The sequence below is a fragment of the Rhizobacter sp. AJA081-3 genome (assembly GCF_017795745.1).
GTDB lineage: Bacteria > Pseudomonadota > Gammaproteobacteria > Burkholderiales > Burkholderiaceae_C > Piscinibacter.
The window spans coordinates 291771-310868 of record NZ_CP059067.1 but is presented as its reverse complement, the minus strand read 5'-3'; the positions used below and the strand labels follow the sequence as shown (position 1 = coordinate 310868).

At 69.6% G+C, this 19098-nt stretch carries 20 protein-coding genes and 1 tRNA gene; 9 read left to right on the top strand and 12 right to left on the bottom strand.

Annotated elements, in window-relative coordinates; translation table 11 throughout:
- Genes HZ992_RS01550 through HZ992_RS01540 form a run of 3 tightly spaced genes read right to left on the bottom strand, consistent with a single transcriptional unit; the run spans position 1 to position 5790 of the window.
- A complete protein-coding gene (locus HZ992_RS01550; protein WP_209384929.1) occupies positions 1–1383 on the bottom strand; it encodes an efflux transporter outer membrane subunit in 1383 nt (460 codons plus the stop codon).
- Positions 1380–4553, bottom strand: coding sequence for an efflux RND transporter permease subunit (locus HZ992_RS01545; protein WP_209384928.1), 3174 nt, complete (start codon positions 4551–4553; stop codon positions 1380–1382). Before HZ992_RS01545 ends, HZ992_RS01550 begins: the two co-directional genes overlap by 4 nt.
- Before the next feature lie 13 nt (positions 4554–4566).
- Entirely contained in the window at positions 4567–5790 is a 1224-nt protein-coding gene (locus HZ992_RS01540) for an efflux RND transporter periplasmic adaptor subunit (protein WP_209384927.1), read from the bottom strand.
- Between the two features lie 99 nt (positions 5791–5889).
- Between HZ992_RS01540 and HZ992_RS01535 the strand changes: the two genes are divergently transcribed.
- Positions 5890–6510, top strand: coding sequence for a TetR family transcriptional regulator (locus HZ992_RS01535; RefSeq protein ID WP_209384926.1), 621 nt, complete (start codon positions 5890–5892; stop codon positions 6508–6510).
- Here HZ992_RS01535 and HZ992_RS01530 read toward each other — a convergent pair.
- Together HZ992_RS01530 and HZ992_RS01525 are read right to left on the bottom strand one after the other, a co-directional pair.
- The gene (locus HZ992_RS01530; protein WP_209384925.1) at positions 6507–7061 is read right to left on the bottom strand and encodes a GNAT family N-acetyltransferase; all 555 of its coding nucleotides are present in this window, start codon (positions 7059–7061) and stop codon (positions 6507–6509) included. The genes HZ992_RS01535 and HZ992_RS01530 overlap by 4 nt on opposite strands.
- Complete coding sequence (locus HZ992_RS01525; RefSeq protein WP_209384924.1) at positions 7058–7648, bottom strand: helix-turn-helix domain-containing protein; 591 nt, start codon at positions 7646–7648, stop codon at positions 7058–7060. Before HZ992_RS01525 ends, HZ992_RS01530 begins: the two co-directional genes overlap by 4 nt.
- Before the next feature lie 225 nt (positions 7649–7873).
- Here HZ992_RS01525 and HZ992_RS01520 point away from each other — a divergent pair, with 225 nt between their 5' ends.
- The gene (locus tag HZ992_RS01520; RefSeq protein WP_209384923.1) at positions 7874–9508 is read left to right on the top strand and encodes a BamA/TamA family outer membrane protein; all 1635 of its coding nucleotides are present in this window, start codon (positions 7874–7876) and stop codon (positions 9506–9508) included.
- 9 nt (positions 9509–9517) lie between these two features.
- Here HZ992_RS01520 and eno read toward each other — a convergent pair whose 3' ends face one another.
- The 3 genes from eno to HZ992_RS01505 are packed head-to-tail and all read right to left on the bottom strand — an operon-like array spanning position 9518 to position 12752.
- Positions 9518–10813 (bottom strand): phosphopyruvate hydratase, encoded by a 1296-nt coding sequence (eno, locus tag HZ992_RS01515; protein WP_209384922.1) that lies wholly within the window; start codon positions 10811–10813, stop codon positions 9518–9520.
- On the bottom strand, positions 10810–11823 hold the full coding sequence (locus tag HZ992_RS01510; protein WP_209384921.1) for a phosphotransferase family protein: 1014 nt from the start codon (positions 11821–11823) through the stop codon (positions 10810–10812). Before HZ992_RS01510 ends, eno begins: the two co-directional genes overlap by 4 nt.
- Positions 11820–12752, bottom strand: a complete 933-nt coding sequence (locus tag HZ992_RS01505; RefSeq protein WP_371816772.1) for a ketopantoate reductase family protein — start codon at positions 12750–12752, stop codon at positions 11820–11822. The genes HZ992_RS01510 and HZ992_RS01505 overlap by 4 nt, the downstream gene beginning before the upstream one ends.
- 142 nt (positions 12753–12894) lie before the next feature.
- Between HZ992_RS01505 and HZ992_RS01500 the strand changes: the two genes are divergently transcribed.
- Positions 12895–14160: a putative Ig domain-containing protein gene (locus tag HZ992_RS01500; RefSeq protein ID WP_209384919.1), complete on the top strand. Its 1266-nt coding sequence runs from the start codon at positions 12895–12897 to the stop codon at positions 14158–14160.
- 33 nt (positions 14161–14193) lie between these two features.
- On the opposite strand, the gene HZ992_RS01495 is transcribed toward HZ992_RS01500, so the two are convergent.
- Positions 14194–14721, bottom strand: coding sequence for an SRPBCC family protein (locus HZ992_RS01495; protein WP_209384918.1), 528 nt, complete (start codon positions 14719–14721; stop codon positions 14194–14196).
- Between the two features lie 92 nt (positions 14722–14813).
- Here HZ992_RS01495 and HZ992_RS01490 point away from each other — a divergent pair, with 92 nt between their 5' ends.
- The 6 genes from HZ992_RS01490 to HZ992_RS01465 are packed head-to-tail and all read left to right on the top strand — an operon-like array spanning position 14814 to position 18135.
- On the top strand, positions 14814–15284 hold the full coding sequence (locus tag HZ992_RS01490; protein WP_209384917.1) for an anthrone oxygenase family protein: 471 nt from the start codon (positions 14814–14816) through the stop codon (positions 15282–15284).
- An 11-nt stretch (positions 15285–15295) separates the two neighbouring features.
- Positions 15296–15637, top strand: coding sequence for a hypothetical protein (locus HZ992_RS01485; protein WP_209384916.1), 342 nt, complete (start codon positions 15296–15298; stop codon positions 15635–15637).
- Between the two features lie 47 nt (positions 15638–15684).
- Positions 15685–16155 (top strand): pyridoxamine 5'-phosphate oxidase family protein, encoded by a 471-nt coding sequence (locus tag HZ992_RS01480; protein WP_209384915.1) that lies wholly within the window; start codon positions 15685–15687, stop codon positions 16153–16155.
- Positions 16152–16460 carry a 2Fe-2S iron-sulfur cluster-binding protein gene (locus tag HZ992_RS01475; RefSeq protein WP_209384914.1) on the top strand — a complete coding sequence of 103 codons (309 nt, stop codon included), beginning with the start codon at positions 16152–16154 and terminating at the stop codon, positions 16458–16460. The genes HZ992_RS01480 and HZ992_RS01475 overlap by 4 nt, the downstream gene beginning before the upstream one ends.
- Positions 16439–17371, top strand: a complete 933-nt coding sequence (locus tag HZ992_RS01470; protein WP_209384913.1) for an ABC transporter ATP-binding protein — start codon at positions 16439–16441, stop codon at positions 17369–17371. Before HZ992_RS01475 ends, HZ992_RS01470 begins: the two co-directional genes overlap by 22 nt.
- 2 nt (positions 17372–17373) lie before the next feature.
- Entirely contained in the window at positions 17374–18135 is a 762-nt protein-coding gene (locus tag HZ992_RS01465) for an ABC transporter permease (RefSeq protein WP_209387008.1), read from the top strand.
- An 11-nt stretch (positions 18136–18146) separates the two neighbouring features.
- On the opposite strand, the gene HZ992_RS01460 is transcribed toward HZ992_RS01465, so the two are convergent.
- The 3 genes from HZ992_RS01460 to HZ992_RS01450 form a co-directional block, all read right to left on the bottom strand.
- Positions 18147–18413 carry a DUF3297 family protein gene (locus tag HZ992_RS01460; RefSeq protein WP_209384912.1) on the bottom strand — a complete coding sequence of 89 codons (267 nt, stop codon included), beginning with the start codon at positions 18411–18413 and terminating at the stop codon, positions 18147–18149.
- Between the two features lie 101 nt (positions 18414–18514).
- Positions 18515–18591 (bottom strand) — tRNA-Met (locus tag HZ992_RS01455).
- A 65-nt stretch (positions 18592–18656) separates the two neighbouring features.
- Complete coding sequence (locus tag HZ992_RS01450; protein WP_209384911.1) at positions 18657–19076, bottom strand: hypothetical protein; 420 nt, start codon at positions 19074–19076, stop codon at positions 18657–18659.
- Between the last annotated feature and the right edge of the window lie 22 nt (positions 19077–19098).

The window sequence follows — 19098 nt, the reverse complement described above, 5'->3', positions numbered from 1 at the left end:
CTAGCGCCAGCCGCCGCCGAGTACCTTGTACAGCGTGGCCAGGTTCTGCGCCGACTGCGCCTGGCCCTGCACCAGCGCCTGCTGAGCCGCGAACAGCGAGCGCTGCGCGTCGAGCAGCTCGAGGTAGCTGCTCGCGCCGTTGCGATAGCGCAGCTCGGCCAGGCGATTGCGCGTACGCTCCGCCTCGAGCTGGCGCTGCTGCGCGCGCACTTGCTCGGCGAGCGTGGCGCGGCCGGCCAGCGCATCGGCCACCTCGCGGAAGGCCGACTGCACCGCGCGCTCGTACTGCGCCACGGCGATGTCGCGATTCACCTGCGCGAGCTGCAGGTTGCCCTGGTTGCGGCCGGCGTCGAAGATCGGCTGCAGCAGCTGCGGCGCGAAGCTCCAGGCCGAGGCGCCCGACTTGAACAGGTCCGACAGGTGCCCGCTGGCCAGGCCGGCGCTGCCGGTCAGCGTGATGCGCGGGAAGAAGGCCGCGCGCGCCGCGCCGATGTTGGCGTTGGCCGCGATCAGCTGCTGCTCGGCCTGGCGCACGTCGGGCCGGCGCGTCAGCACCTCGGAGGGCAGGCCCACCGGCAGCTCGGGCAGGCCGGCGGCCACCTCGACCGCCAGGCCCGCCGGCAGCTCCCCCGGCAGCGGTTGACCGACCAGCAGCACCAGCGCGTTCTCGTCGAGCGCGCGCTGGCGCGTGGCCTGCGCGAGGCTCACGCGCGCCGCCTCGAGCAGCGACTCGGCCTGGCGCAGGTCGAGCTCGGAGCTGGCGCCGTTGTCGAAGCGCAGCTTGATCAGCCGCAGCGAGTCCTCGCGCGTGGCCACGGTCTGCTGCGTGACGCGCAGCAGTTCGTCGTCGGCGGCCAGCGCGATGTGGGTGGTGGCCAGCGCCGACACCAGGCTGATCTGTACCGCCTTGCGGGCTTCCTCGCTGGCCAGCACCTGGGCCGCCGCGGCGTCGCTCAGGTTGCGCAGGCGGCCGAACAGGTCGATCTCATACGCGGTGACTTGCAGGCCGGCGGTGTACAGCGAGTTGATGCCGCCGCTGGCGGTGGGCTGGCGCGAGCCGGTCAGGCCGGCGTTGAGGGTGGGCCAGCGGTCAGCGTCGCGCACCTGGGCCTGCGCGCGCGTGGCCTCGATGTTCAGCGCGGCGATGCGCAGGTCGCGGTTGTTCTGCAGCGACAGCGCGATCAGGCGCTTCAGGCGCTCGTCGCCGAAGAAGGCCTGCCAGTCGAGTTCGGCGGCCGGCGTGGCAATGGGTGCCGAGGCGGCGGCGGCCGGGAACTGCGCCGCCACGGGGGCGGCCGGGCGCTCGTAGCTCGGCGCCAGGTTGGCACAGCCGGCGAGCATGGCGGCGGACGCGATCGCAGCGAGGATCTGGCGCGGGTTCATGCGTCCTCCTTGCCGGCGGCCGGCGCGTCGGCGCCGATCGCGTGGCCATGCGCGGCGTCGAATCGGCGCTGCCGCTCGCTGCCCTTGAAGATGCGGCGCACGACGACGAAGAACACCGGCACGAAGAACACCGCCAGCGTCGTGGCGGTGATCATGCCGCCCATCACGCCGGTGCCGATGCTGTGCTGGCTGGCCGAGCCGGCGCCGCTGGCCAGCACCAGCGGCAGCACGCCGAGGATGAAGGCCATCGAGGTCATGATGATCGGCCGGAAGCGCAGGTGCGCCGCCTCCAGCACGGCATCGACCAGGCTCTTGCCCTGCGCCGCCAGGTCCTTGGCGAACTCGATGATCAGCACGGCGTTCTTCGCCGACAGGCCGATGATGGTGATCAGGCCGACCTTGAAGAACACATCGTTCTCCAGGCCGCGGATGTTGGCGCCCAGGATCACGCCGAGAATTCCCAGCGGCACCACCAGGATCACCGACAGCGGGATCGACCAGCTCTCGTACAACGCCGCCAGGCACAGGAACACCGACAGCAGCGAGAAGCCGAACAGGATCAGCGCCGTCGAGCCGGAGAGTTTCTCCTCGCGCGACAGGCCGGTCCATTCGTAGGCGAAACCTGCCGGCAGCTGCGCGGCCAGGCGCTCCATCTCGGCGATCGCCGCGCCGCTGGACACGCCTGGCGCCGGCTCGCCGGCGATGCGCATGGTCGGGTAGCCGTTGTAGCGCACCGTCTGCATCGGCCCGGTGATCCAGCGCGTGCTGGCGAAAGCCGACAGCGGCACCGGCGCACCGGCGCCATTCAGCACGTTGATGCGCAGCAGGTCTTCGGGCTGCATGCGCGTGGGCGCATCGGCCTGCACCACCACGCGCTGCAGCCGGCCGGCGTTCGGGAAGTCGTTGACGTAGGCCGAGCCCAGCGCCGTCGACAGCGCGCTGTTGATGGCGGCGAAGCCCACGCCCAGCGCACTGGCCTTGTCGCGATCGATGTCGAGCTGCAGTTGCGAGGCGTCTTCCAGGCCATCGGGGCGCACGGCCACCAGTAGCGGGCTTTTCGAGGCCATGCCGAGCAGCTGGTTGCGCGCCGCCAGCAGCGCGTCGTGGCCGGCGCTGGCGCGGTCCTGCAGGCGCATTGCGAAGCCGTTGGCGCGGCCGAGATCACGGATCGCCGGCGGGCTGACCGGGAAGATGATCGCGTCGCGGATCCTGCCGAGCGCGCCAAAGGCCCGCCCCACCAGCGCCTGGGCCGACTGGCCGGGGCCTTCGCGCTCGCCCCAGTCCTTCAGCGTGACGAAGGCCAGCGCGGCGTTCTGCCCGCTGCCCGAGAAGCTGAAGCCGAGCACGCTGACCATGTTGGCCACCTCGGGCTGGGCGGACATGTAGGTCTCGACCTGCTGCATCACCGCCAGCGTGCGGTTCTGCGTGGCGCCCGGCGGCAACTGCACGTTGACGAGGATGTTGCCCTGGTCCTCGTTGGGGATGAACGAGGTCGGCAGGCGGCCGAACAGCACCACGACGGCGGCGACGATCGCCGCATAGATCACCAGGTAGCGCGCGGCGCGGCGCAGGATGCGCGCGACCAGGCCCTCGTAGGCCTTGGCGGTGCGCGAGAAGCCGCGGTTGAACCAGCCGAAGAAGCCGCGCTTGGCGTGGTGGTGGCCCGCCTCCACCGGCTTGAGGATCGTGGCGCACAGCGCCGGCGTCAGCGAGAGCGCGAGGAAGGCCGAGAAGGCCACCGCCGTCACCATCACCGCAGCGAACTGGCGGTAGATGTTGCCCACCGCGCCGCTGAAGAAGGCCAGCGGCACGAACACCGAGATCAGCACCACGGTGACACCGACGATCGCGCCGGAGATCTGCCCCATCGCCTTGCGCGTCGCTTCCAGCGGCGGCAGGCCCTCGGTGCTCATGATGCGCTCGACGTTCTCGACCACCACGATGGCGTCGTCGACGACGATGCCGATCACCAGCACCATGCCGAACATGGTCAGCACGTTGATCGAGAAGCCCAGCGCGAGCAGCGAGGCGAAGCTGCCGAGCAGCGCGATCGGCACCACCAGCGTGGGAATGATCGTGTAGCGGATGTTCTGCAGGAACAGGTACATCACCAGGAACACCAGGATCACCGCCTCGATGAGCGTCTCGACCACCTGGCTGATCGACAGGCTGATGAAGGTCGAGCTGTCGTAGGGGATCGTCGCCTTCACGCCGGGCGGGAAGTAGGGGCGCAGCTCCTCGAGGCGCTTCTTCACCAGCTTGGCGGTCTGCAGCGCGTTGGCGGTGGGCGAGAGCTGGATGCCGATGCCGGTGGAAGGTTCGCCGTTCAGCCGCGTGCGCACGCTGTAGGCCTGCGCGCCGAGTTCAATGCGGGCGACGTCCTTCAGGCGCACGGTGGAGCCGTCGACGTTGGCGCGCAGCACGATCTCGCCGAACTGCGCCGCCGTCTCGCGCTGGCCCTTCACCACCACGGTGGCGAAGATGCCCTGGTCGCGCGTGTTCGGCAGGTCGCCGATGGTGCCGGAGGAGACCTGCGCGTTCTGCGCCGCGATGGCCGCGTTGACGTCGGCAGCGGAGAGCCGGTAGCCCACCAGCTTGGCCGGGTCGATCCACACGCGCATGGCGCGCTCGGTGCCGAACAGCTGAGCCTGGCCGACGCCGGGCACGCGCTGCATCTCGGGCACCACGTTGCGCGAGGCGAAATCGCCCAGCGCCACCGGATCGAGCACGCCCTTGTCGCTGGACAGGATGACGAACAGAAGGAAGTTGGGATTCGCCTTGTCCACCCGCACGCCCTGCTGCACCACCGCCTGCGGCAGGCGCGGCGTGGCGCGGGAGAGGCGGTTCTGCACGTCGACCTGGGCGAGATCGGGGTTGGTGCCCGGCTCGAAACTCAGCGTGATGCTGCCGGTGCCGTCGGCCTGCGTGACCGACTCGAAGTAGGCCAGGCCGGGCGATCCGTTCATCTCGCGCTCGATGACGGCGATCACGCTGTCTTCCAGCGTCTGCGCCGAGGCGCCGGGGTAGCCGACGTTGACGACGATGGACGGCGGCGCCACCGGCGGGTACTGCGACACCGGCAGCTGCGTGATCGAGACGCCACCCACGACGAGGATGAACAGCGCGATCACCCACGCGAAGATGGGCCGGTCGATGAAGAACTGTGCCATGCGCCGCTGCTCCTCAGCGCGCGGCCGGCGTTGAGGCGGCGGCGCTCGCCGCCGGTGTCGCCGTTGCGGCCGGGGCCGCGGCGCCGCTGGGGGGGGCCAGCCACGGCACCGGCTTGACGACGGCGTTCGGGCGGATCTTCTGGAAGCCCTCGACCACCACCTGCTCGCCTGCGGCCAGGCCGTCGAGCACGACCCACTGCCTGCCCTGCCCGAGGCTGACCTTCACCGGCCGCGCGGCGACCTTGCCGTCGGCGCCAACCACCATCACCGTGTCGCCGGCACTGCCGCGCTGCACCGCCTGCTGCGGCAGCAGGATGCCCGAGGGCACCTGCGCCTGCTCCAGGCGCACACGCACGTACAGCCCCGGCAGCAGCGCGCCCTTCGGGTTGGGCACCTCGGCACGCAGAGTGATCTGGTTGGAGCTGGGGTCGACCGACAGGTCGCTGAACAGCAGCTTGCCGCGCAGCGGGTAGACGCTGCCGTCTTCCAGCAGCACCGTCACCGCCACCGAGCCGGCGCTGCCGGCGCTCGTGTAGGCACCGCTGGCGATCGCCGCGCGCAGGCGCATCACCTCGCCCGCGGGCTGCGTGAAGTTGACATACAGCGGGTCGATCTGCTGCACCACGGCGAGTTGCGTCGCCTCTCCCTGGCCGACCAGCGCGCCCTCGGTGACCAGCGCGCGGCCGATGCGCCCGGAGATCGGCGAGGCGACGGCGGCGTAGCCGACGTTGATCTGCGCCGTCTGCATCGCCGCCTTGGCCGAAGCCACGTCGGCCTCGGCCTGCTTGAAGGCGGCCTGCGCCACGATGAACTCCTGCTGGCTGATCGCGTTGGCTTCGGCCAGCGGCTTGTAGCGCTCGGCCTGCGCGCGCGTCTGCATCACGTTGGCCTCGGCGCGCGCCAGCGCCGCCTGTGCGCTGGCCAGCGTGGCACGGTAGGGCGCATCGTCGAGGCGGAACAGCGGCTGGCCGGCCTTCACGTCGCTGCCTTCGCGGAACAGCTGGCGCTGCACGATGCCGGCGACCCGCGCGCGCACCTGTGCAATGCGCGAAGCCTCGGTGCGGCCCGGCAGTTCGGTCACCAGGCCGACGCTGGCCGGCTCGGCCTTGACCACGCCCACCTCAGCCGGCGGCGGCGCGGCTGGCGGCGTCGCTGCCGGCTTCGGGCCGCAGGCGGCCAGGGGCAGCGCGAGAGCGATCACCAGGATTTCGACACCGAACCGCCGCCACGCTGACATGTTTTCCCCTTGTTTCGGTCGGCGCCTCCCGGCGCCGCACGCGGTGCAGCTACTATACATACGTGAGTGAATGTATGTCGCCGACCCGTTGAAATCCCGATGGCTCGCAGCACCAAGGCCGATGCGCAGCGCACGCGCGAACGCATCCTCGACATGGCGGAACGCGAGTTCCATCGCCGCGGGGTGTCGCGCACCTCGCTGGAGCAGGTGGCCCGTGCCGCCGGCGTGACGCGCGGCGCGGTGTACTGGCACTTCCGCAACAAGGCCGACCTGTTCAACGCGATGATGAACCGCGTCACCTTGCCGCTGGAAAGCGAGATTCTTCGCAGCGGCGAGCGCGCGCTCGACGACCCGGTGGCACAGATCCGCGGCAGCTTCCTGGCCGCGCTGCGCGCCACCGTGAAGGACCCGCAGGCGCGCCGCGTGTTCGAGATCGCGCTGTTCAAGGTGGAGCACGGCAATGCGCTGCGCGGTGTGCGCGAGCGGCGCCTGAACGGGCTGCGCGGCCGCGTCGACAACGTCGAGCGCGGCTTTCGCAGCGCGGCGCGGCGGCATGCGTGGACGGGCTCGGTCTCGCCGCGCGTGGCGGCGCTGGGCATGCAGTCGCTGATCGACGGGCTGATCAGCAACTGGATGCTCGACCCGACGGCCTTCGACCTCGCCCGCGTCGGCGAGCAGGCGATCGACGCCTATCTGCGCGGCGTTCAGGCGAAGGCCTAGCTGGCCTGGATCGCCAGCGGCTTGTGGAAGTAGGTCGTCGCGCAGGGCCGGCCATCGGGCATCAGCGCGTAGTTCGGGATCACGCCCACACGCTGCCAGCCGCCACGCGCATACAGGCGCTCGGCGTCGCCTCCGGTCACGGTGTCGAGCACCAGCACGGTCTTGCCTTCGCGGCGGGCTTCGTCTTCCAGTGCCGACAGAAGGCGCTGCGCGAGTCCGCGGCGCCGGGCGCGGCGGTGCACCAGCATCTTGGCCACGTCGGCGCGGTGCGGCTGGTTGTCCGGCTGCGAGAGGATCAGCTGCGCCGTGCCGACGATCTCACCGCCCTGATCTTCGGCCACCAGCAGCGCGCGTTCGCCGCGCGCCACGCCCTCGGCCACGCCGCGCCAGAAGCCCTGCGCGCGCTCGCGCGGCAAGGGCCACATGAAGCTCACAGAGGCGCCGCCCTCGACGCAGTCGAGCAGCACCTCGGCGAGCGGCTCGATGCCTCGGAACGCCTCGTCGGCGCCGACGCGTCGCACGCGGTAGCCGTCGGTCAGTCCAACCTTCATGCGGGCCTCCTGTCGGGAACGAAAGGCAGCGTGACGAGCGCCACGAGGTAACGCGCGTCACGCTGCGTCGGGTTGCGGTAGACGATCGGCCGGTCCAGCCGCATCGCCAGGCAGTCGCCGGCGCCCAGACGCCACTGCGCATCGCCCACCGTGAGCTCCATCACGCCGTCGATCATCCAGACCTGCTGGTGCACCTCGGTCTCGCGCGCGCCGGTCTCGTAGGCCACGCGCTGCCCGGCCGGGAAGACCACGTCGACGAGCTGCAGCGGCGAACGCAGCGGCGGCGAGACATTGCGGCGCCGGTAGCCGGAGGCGGGATCCGACCACAGCGGCTGATCGGCCACGCGCGCCACCGGCGAGGGATCGGCCGAGCGCGCCGCGGCGCCTTCGAACAGCGACGCGAGGGTGACGCCCAGCCCGGCGCTGAGCTTGTCGAGCACGGTGGCGGTGGGGCTGCTCTGGCCGCGCTCGATCAGCGAGATGTTGGAGCGACTCACGCCGCTTCGTTCGGCCAGCGCCTCGAGCGACCAGCCACGGGCTTCTCGCAGTTCCTTCACGCGGCGGCTGATGCGGGCATTGACGTCCATGCTTCCAGTTTACTGGATTCTCGCATCCAGTCTACTGCCGAGCTGGCGCAGCGGCCCCTTGATCCAGCTCATGCGGCGCCGCGATGCCCCCGGGATGTGCCCGGGCAAGGCTGGCGCCCCAGGGTCTGCTCGGAGATGATGGGTCGTTAAGGCTCCGTCAAGCATCGCCTGAGACAGTCCGCCCATGTTGCTGCACCCCCGAGGCCCGGTTTGAGGCATCGCCCCGTGTCTCGTCTTCGTTCGCTGATCCTGGCTGCGGCGGCAGCGTTCGGCGCGGCTTTTCCCGCGATGGCGGGCGAGCCGACGGCGCCGCTGCCCTCGTTCGCCGAACTGGAGGCCGCCGGGGCGCGCATTGGCGAGATCCGCATCGCCGTGCGCGACATCTTCGACACCAGCGATCCGAAGGAAGACAACTGGCTGTTCCGCACGGCCAACAAGCTGCACATCCTGACGCGCCCCAGCGTGATCGAGCGCCAGTTGCTGTTCAAGACCGGCGAGCCTGTGTCGGTGCGGCTGATCGAGGAAACCGAGCGCCTGCTGCGCAGCAACCGCTACTTGTACGACGTGCATTTCCTGCCGCTGGCGGTGCACGACGGCGTGGTCGACATCGAGGTCGTCACGCGTGACACCTGGTCGCTCGACCCCGGCTTCAGCGCCGGGCGCTCGGGCGGTACGAACACCGGCGGCCTGAAGCTGCGCGAGTACAACGTGCTCGGCACGGGCACCTCGATCAGCCTGGGCCGATCGAAGGACGTCGACCGAACCAGCACCGAATTCCAGTTTGCCAACTCGAGGGCCTTCGGCACCTTGGCGGCTGTGAACTTCGAACATGCGTCGAACAGCGACGGCAAGCGCACGGCGCTGTCGGTCACGCGGCCCTTCTATGAACTCGACGCCCGCTGGGCGGCCGGTGTCAGCGCCTCGAAGGACGACCGCATCGACTCGGTCTACAACGCCGGCAACGTGGCCAGCGCCTACCGGCACCGCGAGAACAAGGCCGAGGTGTTCGGCGGCTGGTCGGCTGGGCTGGTCGACGGCTGGGTGCAGCGCTATTCGCTGGGCCTGAGCTATGAGAACGACGGCCACGCGTTCGAGCCCGGCCAGGTGGCGCCGGCGCAGCTGCCTGCCGACGAGAAGCTGGTCGCACCCTTCGCTCGCTACGAACTGGTCGAGGACCGCTTCGACCGCGCCATGAACCGCAACCTGATCGGCCGGCCGGAGTTCTTCGCGCTCGGCCTGGCGTCGAAGATGCAGATCGGCCGCGCCTCCACCGCGCTGGGTTCCACGCTGAATGCCTGGCTGTACTCGGGATCGATCAGCCGCGGCTTCGAGCCGCTGCCGGAGCACACGCTGATCGCGGCGGCCTCCATCTCCGGCCAGGTGGCCGAGGGTCGCGTGCGCCGCCATCGCCTGGGGGCACAGGCGCAGTACTACCTGCCACAAGGCAGGCGCTGGCTCTTCTACGCCGGCGCCTCGGGCGACTCGCTGGTGCGCCCCGACCAGCCCGACCTGCTGCAGCTCGGCGGCGACAACGGCCTGCGCGGCTATCCGCTGCGCTACCAGAGCGGCACGCGGCGCGCGCTGTTCACCGTCGAGGAGCGCTTCTACACCGACCTGTACGTCTGGCAGCTGTTCCGCATCGGCGGGGCCGCCTTCTTCGACCTGGGCCGCGCCTGGGGCGGCGACAACATCAACGCCGCCAACCCCGGCTGGCTGAGCAACGCCGGCGTCGGCCTGCGCATCGTCAGTGCCCGCTCGGCGTTCAGCAACGTGTTGCACATGGACCTGGCCTTCCCGCTGAACACCACGCCCGACATCAAGAAGGTGCAGTTCCTCGTCAAGACGAAGACGAGCTTCTGACGCGGCCGCTCAGCGCGCCGTCGGATTGCGTCCGAACACGCCCGCACCGGCGAACCGCGCCTGCGTGCCCAGCCGCTCCTCGATGCGCAGCACCTCGTTCCACTTGGCCAGGCGCTCGCTGCGCGCGAACGAGCCCACCTTGAGCTGGCCGGCGCGCCAGCCGATGGCGAGGTCGACGATGCTGGTGTCCTCGGTCTCGCCGGAACGCGCCGAGACGACGGTGGCGTAACCCCGCTCGCGCGCCGCCTCGCGGCAGCGCAGCGTCTCGGTGAGCGTGCCGCGCTGGTTGGGCTTGAGCAGCACGGTATTGGCGGCCCCGGCGGCCGACGCTTCGCGCAGCAGCGCGGCGTCGGAGACGAGGAAGTCGTCGCCGACCACCTGCAGGCGCTGGCCCACGGCACGCGTGAAGCGCGCGAAGGCGACGGGGTCGTCCTCGGCCAACGGGTCCTCGATGCTGGCGATGGGGAAGCGCTCGCACCAGCGCAGAAGCATCTCGATGAGGCCGTCGCTGTCGAGCTCGCGGCGCTCCAGGCCCAGGGTGTAGCGGCCGCCGCGACCGAAGTCGCTGGCCGCGATGTCCAGCGCCATCGCCACCTGCGCGCCCGGCACGAAGCCGGCGGCCTCGATGGCGGCGAGCAGCGCCTCGAGGGCCTGTTCGTTGCTGTCGAAGGCCGGCCACCAGCCGCCCTCGTCGGCCACACCGGCCAGCGCACCGCGCGAGCGCATCAGCGCGCCGGCATGGCGGTAGACCTCGGCCGTCCACTCGATCGCCTGTGTGAAGCTGCTGGCGCCGGGGCACACGACCATGAAGTCCTGGATGTCGACGCGCCGGCCCGCGTGCGCACCGCCGCCGAAGATCTGCACCTGCGGCATCGGCAGCAGCACCTCGCCCTCGCCGGCCAGGTGCCGGTACAGCGGCAGGCCGCGCGCCGCAGCCGCCGCATGCGCCGCCGCCATCGACACCGCCAGCGTGGCGTTGGCGCCCAGGCGCTGCTTGTTCGGCGTGCCGTCGAGCGCTATCAGCCGCTCGTCGAGCACCACCTGCTCGTCGGCGGCCAGGCCCATCACCGCGTGCGCGATCTCGCCGTTCACGTGGGCCACGGCACGCTGCACGTCAAGGCCGCCGAAGGCCTCGCCGCCATCGCGCAATTCGAGCGCCTCGCGCGTGCCCTTGCTGGCGCCTGCAGGCACGATGGCGCGGCCGATCGCACCACCTTCGAGATGCACCTCGGCCTCCACCGTCGGGCGGCCGCGGCTGTCCCACACGCGGCGGCCTTGCACGGCGCGGATGCGGTTCGTCGTCATCGTTCGATCTCCCGGCGCCAGGCGGCGCCCACGTCGGCCAGGCGCGAAACGGGCGCCTGGATCAGCGCCCTGGCGCAGCGCCGCACGGCCTCGCGCTGCACGTCCGTGGTGATGTATTCCGCAGGTGACTTGCCGTCGACCCGCGCGAGCAGCAGGCCGGGCAGCAAACGCGCGGCGCGCTGCTCGATGGCCTCGCGCGGCTCCCAGTCGACGCCAGCCAGGTATGCAGAGCCCAGCGCGTCGAAGCAGGCCAGGAAGGCCTCGCGGGCCGCCGGGGTCCACAGGCACTTGAGCAACAGGTGGTTGAGGCAGAACGCCAGGTCGAAGGCCGGGTCGCCCCACCAGGCGCATTCGGCATCCAGCAGCACCGGCCCCTGCGGCCCGACGAGGATGTTCTTCGGGCTCACGTCGCCATGCACCAGCGCCACCGCATGCGACTGCGTCTGCGCCACCAGCGCGTGCAACTGCGGCGCGAGGTCCGGGTGCTTGACCGCGGTGGCCACGAGGTAGGGCTCGAGTCGGATGTCGTAGAAGATGCGGTCGGTGTCGAACTGTGCCGCCAGCTCGGGCCGCGCGGCCGAGAACGCATGGATGCACGAAAGCATGCGGCCGACCGCCTGCGCCGTCGCAAGGTCGCCATGGCCCTCGCGGAGCTGCTGCTTCCACAGCGCGTGGTCGGCCGGCGGCAGCCATTGCATCACCAGCACGCCCAGCCCCGGGTGCTGGCCGAGCAGGCGCGGCGCGCTGCCGGGCGACGCCTGCTGCGCCACCGCCATCCAGCGCGCCTCGTACTGGTTGCGCACGATGGGCGCGCGCCAGTCGGCGGCCACGCGCAGCTTGGCCAGCGCGCGCTTGGCGCACACCGGGCCGCGCGCCGTGTCGATGCGCCAGATGTCGGACGAGACGCCGCCGGTCAGCGGTTCGCCGGTCAGCGGTTCATCATCGGCCAGGCCCAATTCGCGCAGGGCCTGCACGAACTCGTCGGGCAGCGGCTGGCCGGCGTCGCTCATGCCGCCGACGCGGCGCGCCCGGCCTCGACCAACTTGACCAGCGCATGCAGCGTCTGGTTGACTGGCGTGGCGATGCCGAGCTCGGCGCCGCGCCGCGCGACGTAGCCGTTGAGGTGGTCGATCTCTGTCGGCTTGCCGCGCGCGAGATCCTGCGCGGTGGACGAGAACTGCGCCGGCATCGCGACAGCGATGCGCTCCATCGCCTCGAGCGCGGCCGGCAGCGTCAGCGACTGGCCATCGGCCTGCGCCACCGCCACCACCTCGCGCACCACCGCGTGCTGCACCTCGCGTATGGCCGGCAGCGCCGCCATGCGTCCATAGGGCTGCTGAGCCAGCGCCGAGATCGCGTTGTAGGCGCAGTTGACCATCAGCTTGCTCCACAGCTCGCCCGTCACGTCCGGCGAAATGCGCACGGGCACCTGGGCGGTGGCGAACAGCTCCGCCACCGATTGCAGTCGCGCCTGCAGCGCGGCGTCGTGCGCGTCGCGCGCATTCAGCGGGCCGATCACCAGATCGCCGCGGCCGAAGTGCTGGACCACGCCCGGCTGCGGCATCGCAGTGGCCACGTAGACGACGGCGGGCACCACCGTCTGCCGCACCTGGCGCGCGATGCTCGCCGCGTTGTCCACGCCGTTCTGCAGGCTCAGCACCAAGGCGTCGTCGGCCAGCAGTGGCGCGATCTCGCGCGCCACCGCTTCGGTGTCGGTGGACTTCACGCAGAACAGCACCAGATCCGCATCGCGAACGGCGGCGAGTTCGGTGGTCGCGGCCATCGGCACGGACTGCACCTGCCCGCCCATGTGCAACTGCAACCCGTCGCGAACGATCGCCTGCACGTGCGGCGCACGGCCGATCAGCGTGACGCGATGGCCGGCGCGCGCCAGCATCGCGCCGAAGAAGCTGCCGACGGCACCGGCGCCGACGACCACGGTGGAACGGATCGTAGGGTTCACAGCTCGAGAGGCCCCGAAAGGCTGGAGGAAAGGGATCTGCAGTATGCAATGCGCTCGAGGTCGAAGCACAATGATCAGATCGAAGTTCGGCGTAACGCCAACCACCCAGGAGAGCATCTTGCCGACCCGTCTCAGATCACTCGCCGGAATCGTGCTGGCGTCTCTTCTTGTGCTCCCCGGCTGCGGAGGCGGAGGGGGCGGGCAGACATTGGCCGTCGAGTTCAACTACAGCGGCGCGGTGGTGCCCTTGTTTCAGGCTCTGGCCATCAACCCTCTGCTCAACGGACTCGGGGCCAACACCCCCACCTGCGCCGTTGCCTCCGGCGCTTTGCCTCCTGGAGTCTCCATCGGTCCAGGCTGCACCCTCATCGGATCACCCTCAGCCGTAGGGACGTACAACGCCTCGATTGTTCTGACGGTCAGCGGTTACAGCGGTTCCGTCAGCGCACCCGTGACGCTTCAGGTGGCAGCACCGGCACTCTCCGCGGTCACCGACAACGTCGCTGGAGCCGATCAGACCGTGCCGCTGGGCCGTGTCTTGAATGGCCTGACAACCGTGCGCGCGAGCACCTCGCCTTTTGCCGATCTGTATGTCGCCCCTGCTGGCGACGTCGTGCAATACCGGATCGTGTCGGGTGCGGTGCCGCAAGGCACCAGCTTCGATCCTGCCACCGGCAGGCTCAGCGGCACGCCGACCGTCTTCGGCATCTCAACCTTCCAGGTCGAACTGAGCATCACGCATCAGGGCACGACCTTCATCACCGCGGCAACGACTGTCCGTATCGCGGCGGTGGAGCCGGCACTGACTCTCGACTACGGCAGTTGCTGCAGTTCCGTACTGGGAGACGTGGTGTCGCTCGCGGCCAACTCGAACTATTTCCCGGTTGCCGGTGCAACTGTCACGTACAGCCTGCTGGGAGCTCCACCCGGCGTCACCATCGACGCGCAGACCGGTACACTTTCGGGTCGGCCGACGACGGCCGGCCAGTACACGCCATCGGTGACGCAGACGGTTCAACTGCCTGACCAAAGCACCGTCTTCGCGTTTTCTGGCACGCTGAACTGGTCCGTCACAGGACCCTACTTCAATTATCAGGACGCCAACTACAACGTGTTCGACGGCATGGCGTTTTCGATATCGCCGCTGCCAGTCAGCGATGGGCTGACCGGTGACCAGTACTCCTACAGCATGATCCCGACACCCGGCTCGGGTACCGTGATTCGCGCCTGGATGAACATCGATCCGGCGACCGGACGGCTGTACGGAACGGGTGGCACTCCGCTGACGTTCGGTGACCAGATGGATATCACCGTGGTGCTGACCACCCGACGCAACGGCTTCGACTACACCTCGACCACTCGTGTCGACATCGTCGTCAACTGAGTCTCTTGCGCGTCGGCCCCGCGTCGGTTCGCCTCAGCCCTTCTCTGCCGCCGCCTTCAGGTTCGCCAGTCCGGCCTCGAAGTCGGGACCGACCATCCTGTCCATGCTGACGAAGCTCGTGATCAGCTTCGACAGGTAGGGCATCGGGCCGCTCATCGCCCAGGTCACTTCGGTTTGCGCACCCATCGGCTGCAGACGGAACTCGACGCGGTTGCTGGCCTTCATCGGCTTCTCAAAGTCCAGCCGCATCGCCACGCGGCTGGGCGCCGCGGCCTCGATGATCTCCATGCGGCCGGCGCCGACGGTTTCGCTCTCCCAGGCGTAGGCGGCTCCCGGGCCGCTGGGCGGGCCTTCGTAGCGCAGCTTGATCGCCGGGTCCTTCAGCGCGAAGGGGTTCCAGGTGTTGAAGGCCTTCACGTCGTTGATGAGCGCATGGATCTTCTGCGGTGGCGCGCTGATCGTGGTGCTGCGCTGCAGGCTGAAGCTGTCGGGCCGGGTGGCGGCGTACAGCAGCACGGCGGCCACGGCCGCGGCGATGACGAGCAGGAGGGTCTTGAACATGGGGTTCCTCGGTCGGAAATGATCGCAGTGGCGGGGCTGCCGGGATTGCAGCCTGTTGCGACGACGAACGGCGGGCCCGAGAATCGACACCGATGCTCGACAGCCTGCCGCTTCTGGTCTGCCTGGGCGCCGGCCTCATCGGCGGCGTGTTCCTGGCCTTCTCGACCTTCGTGATGAAGGCGCTGGCGCAATTGCCGCCCGAGCAGGGCGTCGCCGCGATGCAGCGCATCAACGTGGTGGTGCTCAACCCGCTCTTCATGGGCCTGTTCGTCGGCACGGCGGTGCTGGCCGGGGTGTGCATCTTCGCCGGCTTCTGGCCCTGGGGCGCGACACGCTCGCTGCTGCTGTTCGCGGCAGGCATCGCCTACCTGCTCGGCTCCTTCGGCGTGACCGCGGCATTCAACGTGCCGCGCAACGAGCGCCTGGCCCGTCTGGACGCCGAATCGCGGGGGGCGGCGGCGTACTGGCCGGTCTACGTGCGCGAGTGGCTGCTCTGGAACCACGTGCGCACGCTCGCCTCGCTGGCGGCAGCGGCCTGCGCGGGCCTGGCGCTGACGGTCTAGGCGATCCACTTTTGGCTACCCGCCCGCGAGCGAAACGCCACCATCACCACGTCTACGTGGTCGAGTTGTCCGACCGCGTGTGGAACGAACCCCGCTTCCGCAAGGCCAATCCCGAGCACCGCCTCGAGAAGCCCTGCGTCTACGTCGGCATGACGGGTCTGGACCCGGACCTGCGCTTCGACAAGCACAAGGCCGGCATCCAGGCCAACCGCTTCGTGTTCGAGTACGGCGTGCGGCTGCTGCCGGCGCTGTACGAGGTCTACAACCCGATGCCCTACGAAGCCGCGAAGGAGATGGAGGTCGAACTCGCCATCGGCCTGCGCGAGGCGGGCTATGCGGTGTGGCAGGCGTGATCGAGGCTGCCGCGCTAGGATGCCCGCGAACCCTCCCTGCCGACACCATGGATGACGACACCGCCCGGATGCTGCGCCGCCTGCTCGAGAGGCGGCCGGTGGCCGCGCTGTGCACGCTGCACCGCGGCGAGCCGGCCGTGTCGATGGTGCCCTTCGTGCTGCCGCGCGGCGGCACCTCGTTGCTCATCCACGTCAGCGCACTGGCGACGCACACCCGCGACATGCAGGAGCATCCGCGCGTGAGCCTGCTGGTGATGGCCGAGCCTGACGACGCGATGCCGCAGGCTCTGCCGCGGGTGGCGCTGCAAGCGGATGCGGCGATGCTGCCTCGCGAGGGAGCCGCTTACGAGACGGCCCGTGGCGCTTACCTGGCGCGATTCCCCGAAGCGGCGCCGATGTTCGAGCTGGGCGACTTCTCGATCGTCACGCTGCAGCCGGTGTCGGCGCGCCTTGTGGCGGGCTTCGGGCGCGCCTACAGCCTGGTCGGGCCGGCGCTGGAGGATTGGCTGCGCGCATGAGCGGCGCATTCACGCTGCGCATCGAGCCGCTCGGCCGCACGCTCACGGTGGCCCCCGGCCAGAGCCTGCTCGAGGCCTCGCTGCGCGACGGCGCGGCGCTGCCCAGTGCCTGCCGCAACGGCACCTGCCGCAGCTGCATCGCCCGCGTGTTGCAGGGCCGCGTGCACCACCGCATCGACTGGCCGGGACTGTCGGCCGAGGAGAAGGCCGAGGGCTGGGTGCTGCCCTGCGTGGCGCTGGCCGACAGCGACGTGGTTCTCTGGCAACCGCTATCCTCGCCCCCATGCACGACATCCTCCGCGTAGCCGGCGTCTCCAAGACCTACGCCTCGGGCTTCCAGGCGCTCAAGGGCGTCGACCTGGCCATCCGTCGCGGCGAGATCTTCGCGCTGCTCGGCCCCAACGGTGCCGGCAAGACGACGCTGATCAGCATTGTCTGCGGCATCGTCACCGCCAGCACCGGCAGCGTCGCCGTCGACGGCCACGACATCGTGCGCGACTACCGCGCCGCGCGCTCGCTGATCGGCCTGGTGCCGCAGGAGCTGACCACCGACGCCTTCGAGTCGGTATGGAACACCGTGTCGTTCAGCCGCGGACTGTTCGGCAAGGCGGCGAATCCGGCGCACATCGAGAAGGTGCTGAAGGCGCTGTCGCTGTGGGACAAGAAGGACAACAAGATCATGACGCTGTCCGGCGGCATGAAGCGCCGGCTGATGATCGCCAAGGCGCTCTCGCACGAGCCGCGGCTGCTCTTCCTCGACGAGCCGACCGCCGGCGTCGACGTCAACCTGCGGCGCGACATGTGGCAGCTGGTGCGCGAACTGCGCGCCACCGGCGTGACGATCATCCTGACCACACACTACATCGACGAGGCCGAGGAGATGGCCGACCGCATCGGCGTGATCAACAAGGGCGAGCTGATCCTCGTCGAGGAAAAGGACGCGCTGATGCGCAAGCTCGGCCGCAAGCAGCTCACGCTGCAGCTGGCGACACCGCTCGCGCAGCTGCCACCCTCGCTCGCCTCCGACGGGCTCACGTTGTCGGCCGACGGGTCCGAGCTGACCTACACCTACGATGCGCAGGGCGACCGCGTGGGCATCGTCACGCTCATGCAGGACCTGGGTGCGCTGGGCATCGTCTTCAAGGACCTGCACACCACGCAGAGCTCGCTCGAGGACATCTTCGTCGGGCTGCTGAAGGAAGAGGCTGCCGCATGAGCATGAACCTGCACGCCGTGCGTGCCATCTACCGCTTCGAGATGGCGCGGGCCTGGCGCACGCTGATGCAAAGCATCGTCTCGCCGGTGCTGTCCACCTCGCTGTACTTCATCGTCTTCGGCGCGGCCATCGGCTCGCGCATCCCCGAGGTCGGCGGCGTCAGCTACGGTGCCTTCATCGTTCCGGGCCTGGTAATGCTGTCCCTGCTCACGCAGAGCATCTCCAACGCCTCGTTCGGCATCTACTTCCCCAAGTTCACCGGCACCATCTACGAGCTGCTGTCGGCGCCGGTATCGACCTTCGAGATCGTGCTGAGCTACGTCGGCGCGGCGGCCACCAAGTCGGTGCTGCTCGGGCTGATCATCCTGGCCACGGCATGGCTGTTCGTGCCGGTGCGCGTCGAGCACCCGGTGTGGATGCTGGTGTTCCTGGTGCTCACCGCGGTGACCTTCAGCCTGCTGGGCTTCATCATCGGCATCTGGGCCGACGGCTTCGAGAAGCTGCAGGTGGTGCCGATGCTGATCGTCACGCCGCTGACCTTCCTGGGCGGCAGCTTCTACTCGATCGACATGCTCCCGCCCTTCTGGCAGAACGTGGCGCTGCTCAACCCGGTGGTGTACCTGATCAGCGGCTTTCGCTGGAGCTTCTACGGCGTGGCCGATGTCGGCCTCGGGCTGAGCGTAGGAATGACGCTCGCGTTCCTGGTGGCCTCGCTGGGTGTCGTGGCATGGATCTTCCGCACCGGCTACCGCTTGAAGGCCTAGCGGCAAGCGGGCTAGCGGTAGAAGGCCTCGACCTTGCCCTTGAGCTGGATGAGCAGGGGCTGGCCCTTGCGATCAAGCGTCTTGCCCGAGGGCACCTTGACCCAGCCTTCGCTGAGGCAGTACTCCTCGACGTCGAAGCGCTCCTTGCCGTTCAGGCGGATGCCGATGGCATGCTCGAACACCGCGGCCACGTGATATGGGCTGCGCGGGTCGGTCGACAGGCGGTCAGGCAGCGCGGGGCGCTCGGTCGGCGGAGTCGCCGGGGTGGTGTCGTTCATCGCGGAGTCCGTCCTCGAAAGGCCTGCACACAAAGCAAAACGCCAACCTTCCGGTTGGCGTTTCACTTCGGCTCTTCCGGCCCGTGGTCTCTTGTATTCGGTGGTTGCGAGGGCAGGATTTGAACCTGCGACCTTTGGGTTATGAGCCCAACGAGCTACCAGACTGCTCCACCTCGCGACTGAGCCTGCAAGTATAGCACAGCCGAGAGTCGCGCAGGGCCGCTGAGCCTGCACGAATCAGAATCAGGCCTGATCGGGCCCGGCGGAAGGTACGCGCCGGTGCCGCACGACCATCAGCGGCGGGTAGTTCACGTGCAGCTTGCGGGCGTGGAATCGTTCGAGCCGCTCGATCTCCACGCGCACCCGCTCTGAGAATCCCTTGCGCTGCCCGCGGCGGTCGTGCAACAGATCCTCGAAGATCTGCTCGACCTTCGACTTGTCGCCCCAGCTCAGCGCCAGCCGGTTGGCGATGCGCGGGTAGTAGCGGCACAGGTGCTTGGGATGGATGGCCGAGGGGATCTTGCGCAGCCACACGTGCGTCTGGCTCTGCAGCACACGGTCCTGGTCCTTGGCGGGGCTTCGCACGCGGGTCCACTCGGCGGGATCGGCCGCGCGCGCCGGCTCGGCGCTCGGCAGGGGATCAGGTGCGTCCATGACACTCATGAAGGACATTCTGCCGCCGGAC

Excerpts from the sequence above, each read along its gene's own strand:
- HZ992_RS01550 (WP_209384929.1), bottom strand. The coding sequence starts at position 1,383 with ATGAACCCGCGCCAGATCCTCGCTGCGATCGCGTCCGCCGCCATGCTC.
- HZ992_RS01490 (WP_209384917.1), top strand. The coding sequence starts at position 14,814 with ATGCTCGACAGCCTGCCGCTTCTGGTCTGCCTGGGCGCCGGCCTCATC.
- HZ992_RS01495 (WP_209384918.1), bottom strand. The coding sequence starts at position 14,721 with ATGTTCAAGACCCTCCTGCTCGTCATCGCCGCGGCCGTGGCCGCCGTG.
- HZ992_RS01540 (WP_209384927.1), bottom strand. The coding sequence starts at position 5,790 with ATGTCAGCGTGGCGGCGGTTCGGTGTCGAAATCCTGGTGATCGCTCTC.
- HZ992_RS01470 (WP_209384913.1), top strand. The coding sequence starts at position 16,439 with ATGCACGACATCCTCCGCGTAGCCGGCGTCTCCAAGACCTACGCCTCG.
- HZ992_RS01525 (WP_209384924.1), bottom strand. The coding sequence starts at position 7,648 with ATGGACGTCAATGCCCGCATCAGCCGCCGCGTGAAGGAACTGCGAGAA.
- HZ992_RS01475 (WP_209384914.1), top strand. The coding sequence starts at position 16,152 with ATGAGCGGCGCATTCACGCTGCGCATCGAGCCGCTCGGCCGCACGCTC.
- HZ992_RS01480 (WP_209384915.1), top strand. The coding sequence starts at position 15,685 with ATGGATGACGACACCGCCCGGATGCTGCGCCGCCTGCTCGAGAGGCGG.
- HZ992_RS01530 (WP_209384925.1), bottom strand. The coding sequence starts at position 7,061 with ATGAAGGTTGGACTGACCGACGGCTACCGCGTGCGACGCGTCGGCGCC.
- HZ992_RS01535 (WP_209384926.1), top strand. The coding sequence starts at position 5,890 with ATGGCTCGCAGCACCAAGGCCGATGCGCAGCGCACGCGCGAACGCATC.
- HZ992_RS01460 (WP_209384912.1), bottom strand. The coding sequence starts at position 18,413 with ATGAACGACACCACCCCGGCGACTCCGCCGACCGAGCGCCCCGCGCTG.
- eno (WP_209384922.1), bottom strand. The coding sequence starts at position 10,813 with ATGACGACGAACCGCATCCGCGCCGTGCAAGGCCGCCGCGTGTGGGAC.
- HZ992_RS01465 (WP_209387008.1), top strand. The coding sequence starts at position 17,374 with ATGAACCTGCACGCCGTGCGTGCCATCTACCGCTTCGAGATGGCGCGG.
- HZ992_RS01450 (WP_209384911.1), bottom strand. The coding sequence starts at position 19,076 with ATGAGTGTCATGGACGCACCTGATCCCCTGCCGAGCGCCGAGCCGGCG.
- HZ992_RS01510 (WP_209384921.1), bottom strand. The coding sequence starts at position 11,823 with ATGAGCGACGCCGGCCAGCCGCTGCCCGACGAGTTCGTGCAGGCCCTG.
- HZ992_RS01545 (WP_209384928.1), bottom strand. The coding sequence starts at position 4,553 with ATGGCACAGTTCTTCATCGACCGGCCCATCTTCGCGTGGGTGATCGCG.